The organism is Phyllobacterium sp. A18/5-2 (genome assembly GCF_025452215.1).
Taxonomy (GTDB): Bacteria; Pseudomonadota; Alphaproteobacteria; order Rhizobiales; family Rhizobiaceae; genus Phyllobacterium; species Phyllobacterium sophorae.
Genome location: NZ_CP104967.1, coordinates 275,108 through 291,065, shown reverse-complemented (window position 1 = coordinate 291,065; position 15,958 = coordinate 275,108). Strand labels below are relative to the sequence as shown.

The 15,958-nt window shown below is 57.2% G+C and carries 9 protein-coding genes and 2 pseudogenes; 10 read left to right on the top strand and 1 reads right to left on the bottom strand.

What is annotated here, in order from left to right; all coding sequences use genetic code 11:
* Positions 1-385: 385 nt before the first annotated feature.
* A pseudogene (locus N8E89_RS19875) lies at positions 386-1,880 on the bottom strand (Do family serine endopeptidase).
* A gap of 876 nt (positions 1,881-2,756) precedes the next feature.
* On the opposite strand from N8E89_RS19875, the gene N8E89_RS19870 reads away from it, so the two are divergent.
* The 10 genes and pseudogenes from N8E89_RS19870 to N8E89_RS19825 all read left to right on the top strand — a co-directional run bounded on the left by N8E89_RS19870 (position 2,757) and on the right by N8E89_RS19825 (position 15,958).
* Complete coding sequence (locus N8E89_RS19870; protein ID WP_262262913.1) at positions 2,757-3,071, top strand: hypothetical protein; 315 nt, start codon at positions 2,757-2,759, stop codon at positions 3,069-3,071.
* A gap of 35 nt (positions 3,072-3,106) precedes the next feature.
* Positions 3,107-4,240 (top strand): efflux RND transporter periplasmic adaptor subunit, encoded by a 1,134-nt coding sequence (locus tag N8E89_RS19865; RefSeq protein ID WP_262262912.1) that lies wholly within the window; start codon positions 3,107-3,109, stop codon positions 4,238-4,240.
* The gene (locus tag N8E89_RS19860; RefSeq protein ID WP_262262911.1) at positions 4,237-7,371 is read left to right on the top strand and encodes an efflux RND transporter permease subunit; all 3,135 of its coding nucleotides are present in this window, start codon (positions 4,237-4,239) and stop codon (positions 7,369-7,371) included. Before N8E89_RS19865 ends, N8E89_RS19860 begins: the two co-directional genes overlap by 4 nt.
* Before the next feature lie 85 nt (positions 7,372-7,456).
* Positions 7,457-7,660, top strand: coding sequence for a hypothetical protein (locus N8E89_RS19855; RefSeq protein WP_262262910.1), 204 nt, complete (start codon positions 7,457-7,459; stop codon positions 7,658-7,660).
* 84 nt (positions 7,661-7,744) lie between these two features.
* On the top strand, positions 7,745-8,128 hold the full coding sequence (locus N8E89_RS19850) for an HdeD family acid-resistance protein (RefSeq protein ID WP_262262909.1): 384 nt from the start codon (positions 7,745-7,747) through the stop codon (positions 8,126-8,128).
* 393 nt (positions 8,129-8,521) lie between these two features.
* The gene (locus tag N8E89_RS19845) at positions 8,522-9,811 is read left to right on the top strand and encodes an amidohydrolase family protein (protein ID WP_262262908.1); all 1,290 of its coding nucleotides are present in this window, start codon (positions 8,522-8,524) and stop codon (positions 9,809-9,811) included.
* A 271-nt stretch (positions 9,812-10,082) separates the two neighbouring features.
* Positions 10,083-11,736 (top strand): annotated as a pseudogene (locus tag N8E89_RS19840) (putative bifunctional diguanylate cyclase/phosphodiesterase).
* Between the two features lie 159 nt (positions 11,737-11,895).
* Positions 11,896-12,417, top strand: a complete 522-nt coding sequence (locus N8E89_RS19835; RefSeq protein WP_262262907.1) for a ubiquinone biosynthesis methyltransferase UbiE — start codon at positions 11,896-11,898, stop codon at positions 12,415-12,417.
* Entirely contained in the window at positions 12,414-13,595 is a 1,182-nt protein-coding gene (locus N8E89_RS19830) for a class I SAM-dependent methyltransferase (protein WP_262262906.1), read from the top strand. The genes N8E89_RS19835 and N8E89_RS19830 overlap by 4 nt, the downstream gene beginning before the upstream one ends.
* Positions 13,592-15,958 (top strand): SpoIIE family protein phosphatase, encoded by a 2,367-nt coding sequence (locus N8E89_RS19825; protein ID WP_262262905.1) that lies wholly within the window; start codon positions 13,592-13,594, stop codon positions 15,956-15,958. Before N8E89_RS19830 ends, N8E89_RS19825 begins: the two co-directional genes overlap by 4 nt.

Here is a 15,958-nt window from a genome sequence, read left to right as displayed (position 1 = left end):
GTCTCCGAAGAACGATACCGGTTAGTCAATCGGCAGGGTGGAGCGCCGCGGCGGCGCTGTAGCCGGTGCAGGATCGTTCTCCTTGTGGCATAGCTTCGGAATTTGACCATTCGTGCGAATGCACACGTATTCAGAACGGTGCCTCACAAAGGAGTGGCATACCAGCTCACGGCGGCGGCCATTCGTCCTTTGCCGGACCGATCGGAGACCCTTGGCAGCGACGAACGGGATCCCGGCGCCGTCAGCGGTGTCAAAGCGTGCGAGTCAGATAAAACTCGTCCCCAGCGGCTTTACTTCGTAGAAGCCGAGTTTTTCGATCCAACTCTCGAGAGGTGGCCCGAGGCGACAACATCGAAATGCCGCCTCAGGTCCGATTGCCGCTGGATCAACCCTGATCGATTGGCAACGCGACGAACCTTGATTGGTCCTTGGACTGCATCTTGAGGAGTACAGCCTTGCGACCCGACTTGGCTGCATCTGCAAAGGCGGTCTCGATTTCCATGCCCGTATTCACTGGCTGGTTGTTGACCGACACGATGATGTCGCCGGCCGTGACCCCCTTGTCGGCGGCGTCGCCATCCTGGTCGACGTTCGTCACCACCAGTCCCTTGCCATCATCCGATGGCATGACCGTCAGTCCAAAGTCTTCCAGCGCCGACGGCTTTGCATCCTGCGGTGCGGCGGCCGCCGCCTTGTCGTCGCCGGGCATCGCCTTGATGGCGACGTCGACCGCCTTGGCCTTGCCGTCACGCCATACTGTCAGCTCGACGTCCCTGCCAGCCTCGACCGCGGCGATCTTCTTGGCAAGGTCACGCGGATCGGCAACGGTGTTGCCGTTGACGGCGGTGATGACGTCACCAGCGGTGATGCCCGCTTTGGCGGCAGGGCCGCCAGCCTGCGGTTCGGCCACGAGCGCTCCTTCGTCTTTCGCCAGTCCGAGCGAGATCCGCGATCTCCTTGCTTACCGGTTGTATCTGAACGCCGATCCAGCCGCGGGATACGGAGCCCGTCTTGATCAGCTCGTCGACGACAAGCTTTGCAGTCTGCGCGGGGATCGCGAATCCGATGCCGACGCTGCCGCCGGAAGGTGAGAAGATGGCCGTGTTGACGCCGACGACGTCACCATTGAGGTTGAAGGCGGGGCCGCCCGAGTTGCCCTTGTTGACGGCTGCGTCGATCTGGATGAAATCGTCATAGGGGCCGGCACCGATGTCGCGGCCGCTAGCGGAGACGATGCCTGCGGTCACAGTGCCGCCGAGGCCGAAAGGATTGCCCACCGCAACGACCCACTCACCTACACGGACCCTGTTGTCATCGCCGAAACCGACATAAGTGAACTTGCGGTTGTCGTCGACTTTCAGCACAGCAAGATCGGTGCGCTTGTCCTTGCCGACGAGTTTGGCGTCGAGCTCGGTGCCGTCATTGAGCACGACCGTATAGGCGCTGCCGTCTTCGACAACATGATTGTTGGTGACGAGATAGCCGTCCTCCGAGATGAAGAAGCCCGAACCCTGCGCGGTCGGACGGATGCGCTCCGGCCTGTTCTGTTCGCGGGGAGCCTTGCGCTGTTCCATGCCCCGCTGGCCGAAGAAGCGCTGCATGCCCTCGGGAAGCTGGTCTAGACCGGGCATATCCGAATTGTCGTTGTCGGCCTGTGAGGGCACGCCCTTGACGCGGACGCTGACGACTGCGGGGCTGACTTTTTCGACGATGTCCGCAAATCCGGATTCTGCAGGACCGGAAACATGGACCGCCTCAGCCTGAGCAGGCACGATGGCAGCCAGCGGGCCAGTAGCCAGCAGGCCACCGACGAGCGCCGACGACACCAACGCAGCAGCCACACGGGCCCTGTAAGTGAATGGTTTATGGTCATTTGACATACAATGTTATCTCCTTGGGATGACAGCGATGTGCCGCCTCTAGTGTCAGACGGTTTACGCAATCCGGAGTTACGGCAACATTTCCGCGGGGTGAACAATTTGTAACGGACAGCAATGGCCGTTGTTTGACCTCTCCTTCAAGGCCCGGGCATCTGCCGGACACTTCTTTCCTTGGCGGTAATGCCATTCATCTAACACCGCCGGTTTCTGGCCGGCTGTTCGGCATTGCTCGGCAACGGATCCTGTCGGCTTTGATGATCCGGCCACCAACACTCACCCTGGCCCAACTCCATTAACGGCAAAAGTGTATTGAGCGAAGGCATCTATTCCCGCAAATCGATCTCGCTCTCTTCAGTCCCCCCGGGACATCCTGCTCATACCAGAGCTGCGCAAGCACGTTCTGTGTTGGACCGTTGCCTGTGCAACTGGCGCTTGCCCGGCCGGAGAGCATCAGGACCACCTCGGTGCATTGGCCAAGGCCGAGGATGTCTCCCGCTGAGACCCAACTGGCCTCTCGCCCCTTATCTGATGTTCAGGTCGACTTTAGATCGCGAGGATCACCAGCTCGATAGCTCGCACTTCTTGCGTAAGGAATGCCAGCAGCGTCAACCCAGCCATTTCTGGCGGCGCGGAGGCACCGCAGCGTCACCAACGTGCTATAGCGCCAGTGGGCTACCCCAATGATCGGCTAAGAATCCCAACAATACGCCGAGCATCCCAATCTTTGGCAAACATACCAAAATCGGTTGAGACAAGCCCGTTCGTAGCTGTAACGTACTTTACCAGCTGTTCTGTCCGTGCTGACCTGCTTCATCGACAGACCGTTACGGCGTTCGCGATTCAATGCTCCCACCGCCAATCGTCATGGAGGAAAGCTTGAAAAAGAATTTCTTTGTCACGCTCGGACTTATTGTCAGCCTGTTGATGACGCCAGTGGCGCTGCCCACCGCCGCCATTGCCCAGTCCGTCAGCATCACCATCGGAACCAATCTCAACAGAGGCAGGGGGATAACCTGCAGCCAGGGCGAAAGGCTGCTCCGCAATCGCGGCTTCCGCAACATCCTGCGCATAGATTGCCGTGGTCGGTTCTTTGTTTATCGCGCATGGCGAGGAAATTCCCGGTTCGAGATTGCCGTCAGGCAAAGCAACGGCCGCGTCGTCGATGTCCGCAGGATTTCGAGAAGGAGATAGTTCAGGTGCCGATCTTGAATTGGCTTCGGAGAACAATGTTGGCAGTCCTCGTTGCCTTGAACCTTGGAGGCGGTGCGCTTGCTCAGGATGCTCCCGTGATCGGTGTCGCGCCCGTGGCCATCGAAGACACCTCGCGCTCCACTGAATTCGTAGGGCGCGTCGAAGCGCTCAATAGCGTCGATATTCTGACCCGCATCGACGGATTCCTTGAAAGCAGGCTCTTCAACGAGGGGTCGACCGTCCGAAAGGGACAAGATCTCTTCCTTGTCGAAAGGAGCACCTACGAGATTGCGCTGAAAGACGCGCAGGCTGCTCTCGTCGGCGCACAGGCCGCCTTCCTCGATGCCGAGCGGCAGCTGCAGCGAAACCGATCTCTTATGAGCGGGCGAACGATTTCGCAATCCGTTCTCGAGCAGAGCGAGACTGCGCTGGAAAAGGCAAAGGCCACGGTCATGTCGGCTGAGGCCAGGGTCAGCCAGGCTGAGCTCAATCTCAGCTACACACGGATTGCTTCTCCAATCGACGGACGGATCGGCACCGCGGGTTTTGCGGTGGGGAGCTTCGTCGGAACATCGTCTGGTGCGTTGGCCCGCGTGGTCCAGATGGACCCGATCCGCGTGGTGTTTTCCGTCAGCGACCGGACGATAATGAATTTGCTCGCCGCAGCCGGAGGACTGAGCAAGGACCAACTTGCCCAACAGTTCACGATGGGGCTGCGCCTGTCGAACGGCGATCAATACGGCCAGCCGGGCGAGATCGAATACTTTGACAATGAAATCGATGCACAGACCGGTACCATCGCCATCCGCGCACAGTTTCCCAATTCGCAGTCGCTTCTCATTCCGGGTCAATTCGTAACCGTAGTGGCGAAAGACGCTAAAGAGACGCTGCGCCCCGTGGTACCGGTGGGTGCTGTACAGCAAGATCGCGACGGCAAATTTGTGTTTATCGTTGACGACACGAGCCGCGTAGCGATGCGCCGCATAAGCGTGTCCGAGCAATCGGGCAGGAACTGGATCGTCGCAGACGGTCTGAAGGGCGGAGAGAGACTGATTGTGGAGGGCATCCAGAATGCCCCTCAGGGTTCCGTCGTAAACGCCGCCGACGTCAGCAGCGCGCCCGAGCAAGGCAGTGCCCCGATGCCGGCATCATCGGGGACGAAGCCATGAAAGACATCTCCGCGCCCTTTATAGGACGGCCGAGATTGGCCATGGTGATCGCTGTTGTCATGACCATTGCCGGGGCGTTGGCCCTCACGCAAATTCCCGTTGCCCAGTTCCCTCAGATCACGCCGCCGGAAGTGCAGGTCACGGCAAGCTATCCCGGCGCGAGCGCGAGCGTGCTTACCGACAGCGTCGGCGCGCCGATCGAGGATCAGGTCAACGGCGTGGAAGACATGCTGTACATGTCCTCATCCAGCAGCAACAACGGGACCTATTCGCTCACCGTCACGTTTGCAGTGGGCACCGATCCGGCGATAGCCCAGGTGAACGTGCAGAACCGCGTCGCCATGGCAACGGCGCGCCTTCCAGCTGTGGTCACGCAGACGGGCGTGTCGGTGCGTAGCCGCTCCTCAAGCATGCTGATGGGCATCGCACTCTATTCGCCAAAGGGAACAAGAGATGAGATATTCATCAGTAATTACGCGACGATCAACGTCAGGGACGCCATTGCCCGCGTGGCCGGTGTCGGGGAGGCAAGCGTCTTCGGACCTCTCTATAGCATGCGGATCTGGATGAATCCTGACCGCATGCAAGCCCTCGGCATCACGGCCGCCGACCTGACGTCTGCGATCCAATCCCAGAACGTGCAGGCGGCAGCGGGCCAGCTGGGATCTGCGCCTTCTGTGAGCGGTCAACAGCTTGAGCTTACGGTGACGGCGCGGGGCCGCCTCGCAAACGACACCGAGTTCGGAAACATCGTCATTCGCACCAACAAGGACGGAGCTATCGTTCGACTGCGCGATGTTGCCCGGGTGGAACTCGGCGCGCAGTCCTATGACACCGCCTCCACGCTCAACGGACAGACGAGTGCCACTGTCGTCATCTACCAATCCTCAGACGCCAATGCGCTTGCCGTCGCAAATGCAGTTCGCGCCCAACTGCAAACGCTGTCCACCCAGTTTCCTGAAGACATGGCCTATACGGTCGTCTTCGACACGACATCATTTCTGACCGAGACCATCAAAGAAATCGGCCTCACGCTCGCGATCACTTTCGCCCTTGTGGTCGCTGTCACCTATATCTTTTTGCAGGACTGGCGCGCGACAATCATTCCGACGTTGACGATTCCGGTGTCATTGATCGGAGCGTTTGCCGTTCTTTACCTGCTCGGCTATTCCGCCAATACGATCACGCTTTTTGCCATGGTTCTCGCCATCAGCCTCGTCGTGGACGATGCCATTATCGTCGTCGAAAACGTGCAGCGCATCATGAAAGAGGATCAACTGGGGGTACACGAAGCAACGGTACGCACGATGAGGCAGGTTACGGGCCCTATCGTCGCGACCACACTTGTGCTCGCGGCCCTTTTTGTCCCGATTGTTTTCCTGCCAGGCATTACCGGACAGCTCTACCAGCAGTTTGCGGTCACGATCCTCATCACCATCACCCTATCGACCATCAATGCCCTGACCCTGAGCCCGGCACTGTGCGTGCTCACGCTCCGGCCTCCGCAGCCCGCCCGCTTCAGACTGTTTAAATATTTCAATCGGGGTCTTGCCGCCTCGCGCAACTTCTATCTCAAACTGCTTTCCGCTATCGGCACAAGACTGCCAGTCGCGGCGGTTGTCGTCCTTGTTGTCTTCGGCGGCATTTACGGCCTTTACCGTCTGCTGCCGACGGGTTTTGTGCCCGCGGAGGACCAAGGCTACCTGTTCGTCAACGTCCAGCTTCCGAATGCGGCCTCTCTCGAGAGGACGCAACAGACTCTGGCGAGCGTCGTGTCGGTGTTGCAGCGGATACCCGGCGTCGCCAACTCCATCGGCATCTCCGGTATGAGCATGATTGGCGGCAGTGGATCAAACACTGGCATGGTCATCGCCGCGCTGAAGCCATGGAGCGAACGCGGTTCAGGCGAGAGTGTTGACGCCGTCATGAGCCGCCTGCGCACGGAGTTTGCGAGGATTTCGACCGCGTCCATCGTGCCCTTCAATCCCCCGGCAATCCCCGGCCTCGGCACAACCGGCGGATTCGACATGCGGCTGCAGGCGCGCGGCGGCCAAAGCCAGGAAGAGCTGGCCGAAGTGATGCGGGGGCTCATCGTCAAGGCAAATCAGACACCCGGGCTGGCCGGTGTATTCAGCACGTTCTCCGCCGACGTTCCCCAAGTCTTCGTGGATATCGACCGGAAGCGCGCGGAACTATACGGGGTTTCCCCGGCAACAATCTTCAGCGCACTGCAGGCGCATCTGGGCTCATCTTATGTCGATGACTTCAACATATTCTCACGGGTCTACCAGGTCCGCCTGCAGGACGAGCCGGAATTCCGCAGCCGGATTGAAGATATACAGAGGTTGAGGGTCCGTAGCCAAAGCGGGGAACTGGTTCCCTTGCAGGCGCTCCTGACCGCATCGACGGCCTATGGCCCCAACGCCATCAGCCGCTATAACCTTTTCCCTGCTGCAGCGGTCAATGGACAGGCCGCCCCGGGAGCCAGTACGGGGCAGGCCTTGACAACCATGGCTTCGCTGGCGGAACAGGTGCTGCCGTCCGGCTTCGGCTATGAGTGGACCGGACTAGCGCTTCAGGAGAAGCAGGCAGGCAATCAGATCACAATCATCGTGCTCATGGGTATCCTCTTCACCTATCTGTTCCTCGTTGCCCAATATGAAAGCTGGAGTATCCCCCTGGCGGTGATGCTGTCGGTGACCGTTGCGGTGCTTGGCGCGCTTATCGCGCTTCTCACGAGTGGCATCGATCTTAATATCTATGCGCAGATTGGCCTCCTGCTGCTGATCGGGCTTGCCGCGAAAAACGCAATCCTCATCGTTGAGTTCGCCAAGGAACGACGCGAGGAGAAAATGGGCACAATGGAAGCAGCCATGGCCGGAACATCCGAACGGTTTCGGCCGGTGCTGATGACGGCCGCCGCATCCATTCTCGGGGTCATACCGCTTGTAATCGCGACGGGTGCGGGAGCCGGCAGTCGGCGCTCGATTGGAGCGACTGTGTTCGGCGGGCTGATTTTGGGCACGATCGTGGGCCTTGTGTTGATCCCTGTTCTCTACGTTCTCGTCCAGACGATAAGGGAAACCGTGAAGCGCCGTCTGTTCGGCATTGGAGAGCACGCGATGGAATGAGCGACATCTCGAGCACTGATAGCATAAGTGCCGTGATCAAACGGTCAGGAAGGTTACCCTGGAACCAGCAAATCGGAGGTTCAATATGGTCGAAAACGGTCCCAACCCGATCTCATTATTCAAGAAGCTTGGCGGATTGATTGCAATCATCTTGGGGTTTCTGCTGACGGCGGCGGGTTACAGGTATGGATCGACCGAATACCTGACGATGGGTATTGCGCTGATTGCGCTTGGTCTGGTTCTTATCGTGCGCATGATTGTCCGGCGGAACCGCGGGCGGCAGCTATAGGCCACTGAGTGGGGGTTTTCTTAATTCAGAACGCAGATCCTAATCCCACAAATCTGAATTCATGTTGTGGACTGGGTAACAGCAATGACGGATGCAGCCGTTGAGAGCGATCTTGGTTCTGATCCAAGCAGCATTGCACACAAAAAGTGGAAGGGCTTTCTTGTTCTTGGACTGGCTCTTTTTATTGGCGGCGCATGTTCGGTGGCCGTTCCAGTGGTTTCGACATTTGCATCAAGTGTTGTCTTTGGAATAATTCTTATCGCTGTTGGAATAGTGAAGATAATTCAATCGCTGCAAGTGAAGAACTGGACGGGCTTTGTCTGGCAAGAACTTACCGGTCTCGTGGAGCTGATTGGCGGTTTCATGGTTTATTTCAACCCATTGAAGGGGGCGATGGCGATCACCCTGCTTATTGCTTCGGTGATTTCATTCAAGGCGTTTTACAAATTGCGCTCTCACTCAAGGTAAGAAAAGCGCAGGGTTGGTACTGGTTCGCCGTTTCGGGAGTGGTCGCCTTTTGTGCAAGCGCAGGAATTTTGTTGAAATTGCCCCTGACAATAGGTTTGCCGGCCGGCTCCGTTGCCGCTTAATGATCGCAGGTATAGCCTACGTTGCAATCGCCCTAGTATCCGCAGAGCAAAAGCGCCGGCCGCCTACGAAGGTGTATCTCCAAAACCGAGGTAGCGACAATCTGCGGATTTAGGTTCAGAAACCACCTGAGCAGCGATTATGTTGTCGTCAGCGATTTGACTGTTCATGATCGTGGCTCTCTTTAAACGCAAGCTCGTCCGCTACTGACGTCGTTACGGGGTGGCAACGCTACATGACAGATATTGCAACTACGAGAAAAATGGGCACCTCATGTTTGATGTAAAAGTCACCGATGCAACCTTACCTGATGGCCGCACAGGCATTGATATTGGTGTGAAATCTGGCCAGATCGTCGCCGTCGAACACAAGTTGGGCGGCGATGCGGGTGAGATTATCGATGCCGGCGGCTTGCTTGTTTCGCCGCCCTTTGTTGATTGCCATTTCCATATGGACGCGACCCTTTCCGTCGGCCAGCCGCGCTTCAATGAAAGCGGGCGGCTGCTTGACGGTATCCGGATCTGGGGCGAACTGAAGCCGCTTCTTACCCATGAAGCCGTCATCGATCGTGCGCTGCGCTATTGCGATCTGGCGGTCACGCAGGGTCTGCTTGCGATACGCACGCATGTCGATATCTGTGATGACCGCCTTTTGGGGGTTGAAGCGCTGCTCGAAGTCAAGAAACGGGTCGCACCCTATATTGATCTCCAGCTCGTCGCGTTCCCGCAAGATGGCTATTACCGCTACCCAGGTGCCGTTGACTTGCTCAAACGCGCGCTCGATCTGGGCGTGGACGTGGTGGGGGGCATTCCGCATTTCGAACGAACGATGGCTGATGGCACGGCAAGCGTGAGAGCGCTTTGTGAGATTGCAGCAGAACGCGGCCTGATGATTGACCTGCATTGCGATGAAACCGATGATCCACTGTCACGCCATATTGAGACGCTGGCTTTCGAAACCCTGCGTCTTGGCCTTGGCGGCCGTTCGACGGGCTCGCATCTGACATCGATGCATTCGATGGACAACTACTATGTCAGCAAACTTCTGCCGCTTATTGCAGAAGCTGGGGTTGCGGCGATTGCCAATCCGCTGATCAACATTGGCATACAGGGTCGCCATGACACATATCCGAAGCGTCGCGGGATGACGCGTGTGCCAGAACTCCTGGCCCATGGCGTTACGGTGGCTTTCGGCCACGATTGCGTGATGGACCCATGGTATTCTCTGGGACAGGGTGACATGCTGGATGTGGCGAGCATGGGGTTGCACGTGGCGCAAATGACAAGCCGCACCGCAATGCGCCAATGCTTTGCTGCGGTGACTACCGAGCCCGCCAAAATTCTCAATCTTAAAGGCTACGGCCTTGATGTCGGGTGCAAGGCAGACATGGTGTTGCTGCAAGCCGTCGACACGATTGAAGCAATCCGCCTGAAGGCGACGCGTCTTGCTGTGATTAAGGGAGGCAAGGTTATAGCCAGGACGCCAAGTCGGACCAGCGCACTGCATCTTGCTGGCCGCCCGGCGCGCGTTGATCCGGCAAGCTACGCACCGAAACTGGACTAGATCGTGGAGCCCCTTGCACGGCTTTACGAGGTCAAACGACCTGCGCTCACCAGATGACCCCCGATGGGTGACTATTAACAAACCAAGCCAAAACTCTTTGTGCTCCCGTTTATGGTTATGCTATCTACGCGTCAGTGTAGGGGTAAGACGATACGGATTTTTTTCCTAATTTTGGAGCAGGCTTTTGCGCCGAAGGGCATCGAGTGACAAAGCAAAAAGGAAGCGGGCATCAGGCCATTCAGCTGCAAGCGAAGCGCGTTTCGGGAACCTTTTGGCAAACACGACTGAAATTGTGTCGTTCTACGACCGCGATCTCCGGCTGACACACTCCTCGACTGACCTTAAGGGTACCAGTGGGGGCGTGGCCGCGCCCGGGGCGGCTGTCTGGGAGATTTATCCAAGCTTCCGCGATCCCAAGCTTCGCGCCGCACTGGACCGCGTGCTAAACGGGGGGCCTCCGGCAAATGTTGAGCTGCAGGGCTCGTCGAGCGAAGCACGCGGCCGTGTATTTCTCTTTGGTGCAGCCGACTGGCTGGGAATCATTGAAAGAGCGTCGGAACCTCGCAGACAAGGCACGGGGGAAACGCAAGAGCATGAGACGCTCCTGCATCAGGCCTCGCATGACCCGCTGACCGGATTGGAGAATCGTCGGCGGTTCAGTGAACGGCTACAGCAAACGCTCTCGGGTGTGGACGGATCCAAGGAGAAGGTGGCCCTGCTGCAAATTGATCTTGACGAGTTCAAGGCCGTTAACGACACCCTCGGCCATGGCGCGGGTGATACGTTGCTTCAGCTCGTCGCAGACCGTATACGGTACCAGTTGCAGGAGGGCGAGTCAGCATATCGCTATGCGGGGGACGAGTTTGCTGTCATCCAGTCGGGCAAAGAGCAGCCTGCCGAGGCCGAGCGCCTCGCTGTGTCGTTGGTCGATACCCTTAAGGCTCCGTTCCTCATCAACGGCATTCCGGTCTTCATTGGAGCGAGCATCGGGATCGCTTTCGGACTGGAGCATGGAACCGAGAGCGAGCAACTGATGAGGGCTGCGGACATTGCTCTTTACGCGGCCAAGCGAGATGGACGGGGTTGCGCGCGGATCTTCAATCGCTCGATGCTGCTCCTGCTTGAGCAGCGCGAAAATTTGCGCCGCAGCCTTCGGTCTGCGCTGCGCAATGGTGAACTCCATCTGGAATATCAGCCGATTTTTCGCCCCCCCCTCATCGGTGGTGGGCTTCGAAGCGCTGTTGCGATGGCATCATCCCGAGGTCGGAACGATCCCTCCGAGTGTCTTTATACCGATTGCCGAAACCGACGGCCTGATGGATGACATCGGCCGGTGGGTTCTGGAACAGGCCTGTCGCCAGGCAAGAACATGGCCTTCCTGGATGACGGTCGCCGTGAACCTGTCGCCCGCGCAGTTCCTGAGCGGAACGCTCACTGACACAGTGGCACAGGTCATAGACGCGGCCGGACTGCGGGCCGACCGGCTGGAACTTGAGATAACAGAGACCGTCCTGCTCGAAAGGACAGTCGACAATATCGACACATTAAATACTTTGAATGTCTTAGGTATCCGCATTTCCCTTGATGATTTTGGCACCCGGTATTCTTCCTTGAGTTACCTGAAGAACTTCCCGTTCGATACTTTAAAAATTGATCAGTACTTTATCATAGATCTGGAAACCGACCAAAAGAGCCAGGCGATCGTGCGATCAATCATAGGCTTGGCACATGGTCTTGGGATGCGTGTTACGGCCGAGGGAGTTGAGACGCCGGGACAAGCGCGTTTTTTGATTGAGGAGGACTGTGATTACCTGCAAGGCAATTGGCTTGGGCCGCCACTGCCAGGGGAAACCACGCGCGATTTTATCCGAGGGTCCGTGCCGAGCGCAGTTGGAACGAGCGAGGAACAGAACCGGGCGATGTAGGGCGCGGAACGGGTAGAACCGGAAGGGTTTGTTTTTGCAGAGGAGCGATGCAAAGAGTTGTGGCGAAGCGGCGCGGGATCAAATATCCAATATCGGGCCGTTTTGGAGCGCCACCACTCCGGTTGGCTCTGTTGTTGTGAATGAAAAGGGGGAAGGCCAATGGGTGTGAGCGCAAAGCAAGTAGCCGGTAAAGCTATCTTTGAACCGGTGATCCAGTTCGATATGGATATTAAGGCATTCCTCTCGGCCTGGTTTCACTGCGACCACATCGCGACCTATCTGGCACGCATGATCAGCCACAACCGATCGGATTCCGTGCGGCACTCAAATCTTTTTTCATCTGCATTTAATGAGTTGTTGGAAGTCACCTTCCGCACGCGCCATTCCGGCGGTGACTTGGCATGTAAAGTGTCACGCAAGGGCGCCACCGATAGGATCGAATTGACCTTCCCGTGCACGCAGGACGAGCGACAATTTTATGAAAATGTGGTGTCGCATGCAGCTGATCCTGATACCCAAGAGCGATACCTCAGCTCCGTATCGGGGGATGTTGCGCCAAGCCGTGAAGTGGTGTTGCTGGAGCTGGCTGTCAATTACAACGCGACGTTGCAGCTTGGACAAGCCGGCGCAGACATGATCACGCTGCTGGTAGATCTCTCACTCGAGGAAATGCCACATTGACCCCCTACGATCCGCTTGTTCCGCCTTTCAAGGCACGATACGACGTGAACAATCAGGAGTTTTCGATTTCAGGGGTGGTAAGGCCCCAAACGATTGATGAGCTTGCACCCAGTATTGCGCTGTTGAAGGATTCAATCAGTCGGGTTCGGGGCGTTCTCTATGTGAATATCAGACGATTGACGCAAATGAACAACACGGCGTTTCATGCGTTCTCACGCGTGATCATTGATGCCTGTCGCGCTTACCCCGATCTAAGGTTCGTGGTTGTCACGTCGAGTGTCGTTGGATGGACGACACAGAAATTCCGTCGCTTGAGCGGAATTGAACCAAACATCACCGTCGAGGAGTACGACAGCGAGTTTTATCCGGGCCAGAGTTTTCTGGAAGAAGGCGGGTTCATCCCGATCCTTCGCACACAGACGAAGATGACCTGGCGCCATGAGCGGACGATTTTGCCACGCCATGGTATGCAGTCGGGTATCGTCATGGCCGACATCTGCTGCGGGATCGGCGATTTTGCCGTACTGGTGCAAAAGGAGTTTCAACCGTCCCGAATCGTTGCCCTTGACCACTCCAGATCAAGTCTGGCCTATGCGCGAAGCGTGGCGGCAACCTTCGATATTCGGGGCATTGAATACACCTATGGTGACGCATCGGAAATGTTGCTCGACGAAGAACAGTTTGATCTGGTGACATGCCGGCATTCGTTGCAAATCTTCAATCGACCCGAGCTCATCCTGAAGGAACTGTACCGGATATGCAAACCAGGAGGGCGGGTCTACATCACCAACGAAAAGAATTCGCACTGCCTCGGCGAACCGCGCTCGGAAAGCATTCAGTGGACTTATAACGAGGTCGCAAAGCTGTTTGAGCATTTTGAGATGGACGTCGAGCTGGGACCCAAGAGCCGACGATATTTGACCGAGGCCGGTTTCGACGACATCCGCGTCGAGTCCTACATGGTCACGAACCTTGACGGTGATCCGCAAGACTTCGCCGATATGATTGCGGCGTGGGAGAACGTCTATGCTGGCGACATGGCCAAAAACCGCGGCGATGATCCGGAGTTCATCGAACGCTTCCGGCAGGGATTCCAGGACCATATCTTCGCCGCACTTCACCCCAAGGGCTATGCTGGCTGGCCGATCTGGGTCGCTTCGGGACGCAGGCCGCTATGAGGGGCGAGGGCGAGAATACGCAGCGCTTCGGTCTACGCTCCTTCCGGGCGAAATTCGTGCTGGTCGTTGGAGGCGCAGTTCTGTTCGACCTGCTCGTCAGCGGCGGCTTGGCGCTGTGGAACGTGCAAAAGCTGTCTCAGGACGCGGCATTAGAGGTTGGTGAAGGTCTGACAACCGCCAACCAAGAGTATATTCGCTCTTACGCCGAGTCGACCGCTTCGCGTGTTGATCTCCTGCTTGACCGGGTGCATGCGGACGTCAAAACCTTGGCCGGCGTTCTTCAATCCCAGATTGACGACCCGGCCAGGCAAGAACAGATCGGAGCGACCTTGGCGCGGCAAACCCCAGGTTCCGTGGCGGTGGTCTACGACCGCCAAGGCGATTGGGCGCAAAACCTGCCCGGGGCACCGTCCGTGGTCAGCGTCTGGGGCTATTTGCTGGGTCCTGACCACACCCCATTGCCCGACGTTCAGCAGGTGATCGACAACAGCGCGGTGCTCGATCTCGTGGCACCGAGCCTTCTGGCTGGCGGGTCGTCCAAGCTGCAGATGTATTATATAGGACCAAAGGAAGAGCCGATCTTCCGTACTGCACCTTATACCGAACAGGCCCAGACCTTCGACCGGCTCTATCCAGGCCATAATAAGGCAGACTTCTGGGAATTTTTCTTTCCAGGAATCTATGGCTCCTGGCAACAATGGGCCAGCGATCCGGCCTCGCGCCCCGTCGCCGACGATATCACGCAGACTGCCCCTTACACGGATGCCATCACCGGAAAGCTGATCGTCAGCTTTTTTAATCCTTTGTGGACAAAGGATCGGACCGGCGTCGCTGGTACGGCTGGAGCAGATATCACGCTCGATCAGCTCGCCGAGATCGTCGAGAACGTGAAGATCGCTGGAACCGGGTTCGGCTTCCTGACGATGTCGAACGGCAATGTGGTCGCCATTAATCCGGCCGGTGAGACGATCATTGGCCTTAAATCATCCAGCGACACGGGTACGCAAGGTGTCACCGGCCTCGAAAGGTCCCTGAGGAACAGCACGCAGCCGGCCATTACCTCCTTGCCTCTCGACAAGAACAATGACGGCGTCATTCAGCACATTATGCTCGATAACCAGGGTGAGAGCGTTCCCTATATTGTCGTTCTCAAAAGGTTGCAGTCGACAAATCTCTGGAGTTCGGGACCGATAAAGCCGGAAACAATGTCAGTTGGGATCGTCGTTCCCGAACGGGAGATTTATGCCGCATTGTTTGCAGCCCAGGACGGCATATCCCGGGCAACAAACCGCATTTTGATCTATCAGATCATCGCAATTGCAGTGTCACTGTTGATCGTGTTTGCGGCAGTGCTGGGAATTTCAAAGCGGATCACGGCGGGCCTGAGTGCGCTTGCCGGCGCCGCGCGACGGCTCCAGGCCCAAGACTATTCGGTCCGGGTGAACATTCCCACACGCGATGAAGTTGGAGAGGCAGGTGCTGCGTTCAACCGGATGGCCGAGCAGATTAGCTTCCACACGGAAAACCTTGAGCGCCTTGTTGACGAACGAACCAGCGAGCTTGAGGGGGCGAACCAAGAGATCTCCGCACTCAACAGCAAATTGCAAGACGAGAATCTGCGCCTCGGAGCAGAGCTCGCAGTTGCCAGACAAATTCAATTGATGGTGTTGCCGAGGGAGCACGAGCTTGAAGCGATCCCTCAGATCGAAATCGTTGCCTATATGCGGCCGGCCGACGAAGTAGGCGGCGACTACTATGACGTCTTGCAGAACGGTTCTCGTATCAAGATCGGAATTGGCGACGTAACGGGTCATGGACTGGAGAGCGGTGTGTTGATGCTGATGGTTCAGTCGGTGGCACGCGCGCTGCAAGAAACAGGCGATTGTGACCCGCGTCAGTTTTTGGATCGACTGAACAGAGCGATCTTCAAGAATATAGAACGCACGAACACCGACAAGCATCTCAGTTTGGCCTTCCTCGACTATGAGGATGAACGGGTGACGTTGTCAGGCCAGCATGAGGAGGTTCTTGTCATTCGGGCAGGCGGTGACGTTGAGCGCATCGATACACTCCATTTGGGATTGCCAGTTGGGCTTGAACTCGACATTTTGCCCTTCGTTGAAACACACACCATTGCCTTCAGTCGGGGCGATGTGATTGTGCTTTACACCGACGGCGTGACCGAGGCGGAAGACCTCGATGGCAGGCTCTACGGTATCGATCGTCTTTGCGAAAGTGCGCGTCAACGGTATGGTGGAACCGCAGAAGAGATCAAGACTGGAATTCTTGAAGACCTGATGGACCATATTGGCACCCAGAAGATCCATGATGACATCACTCTCGTGATTATGAGGCACACATAG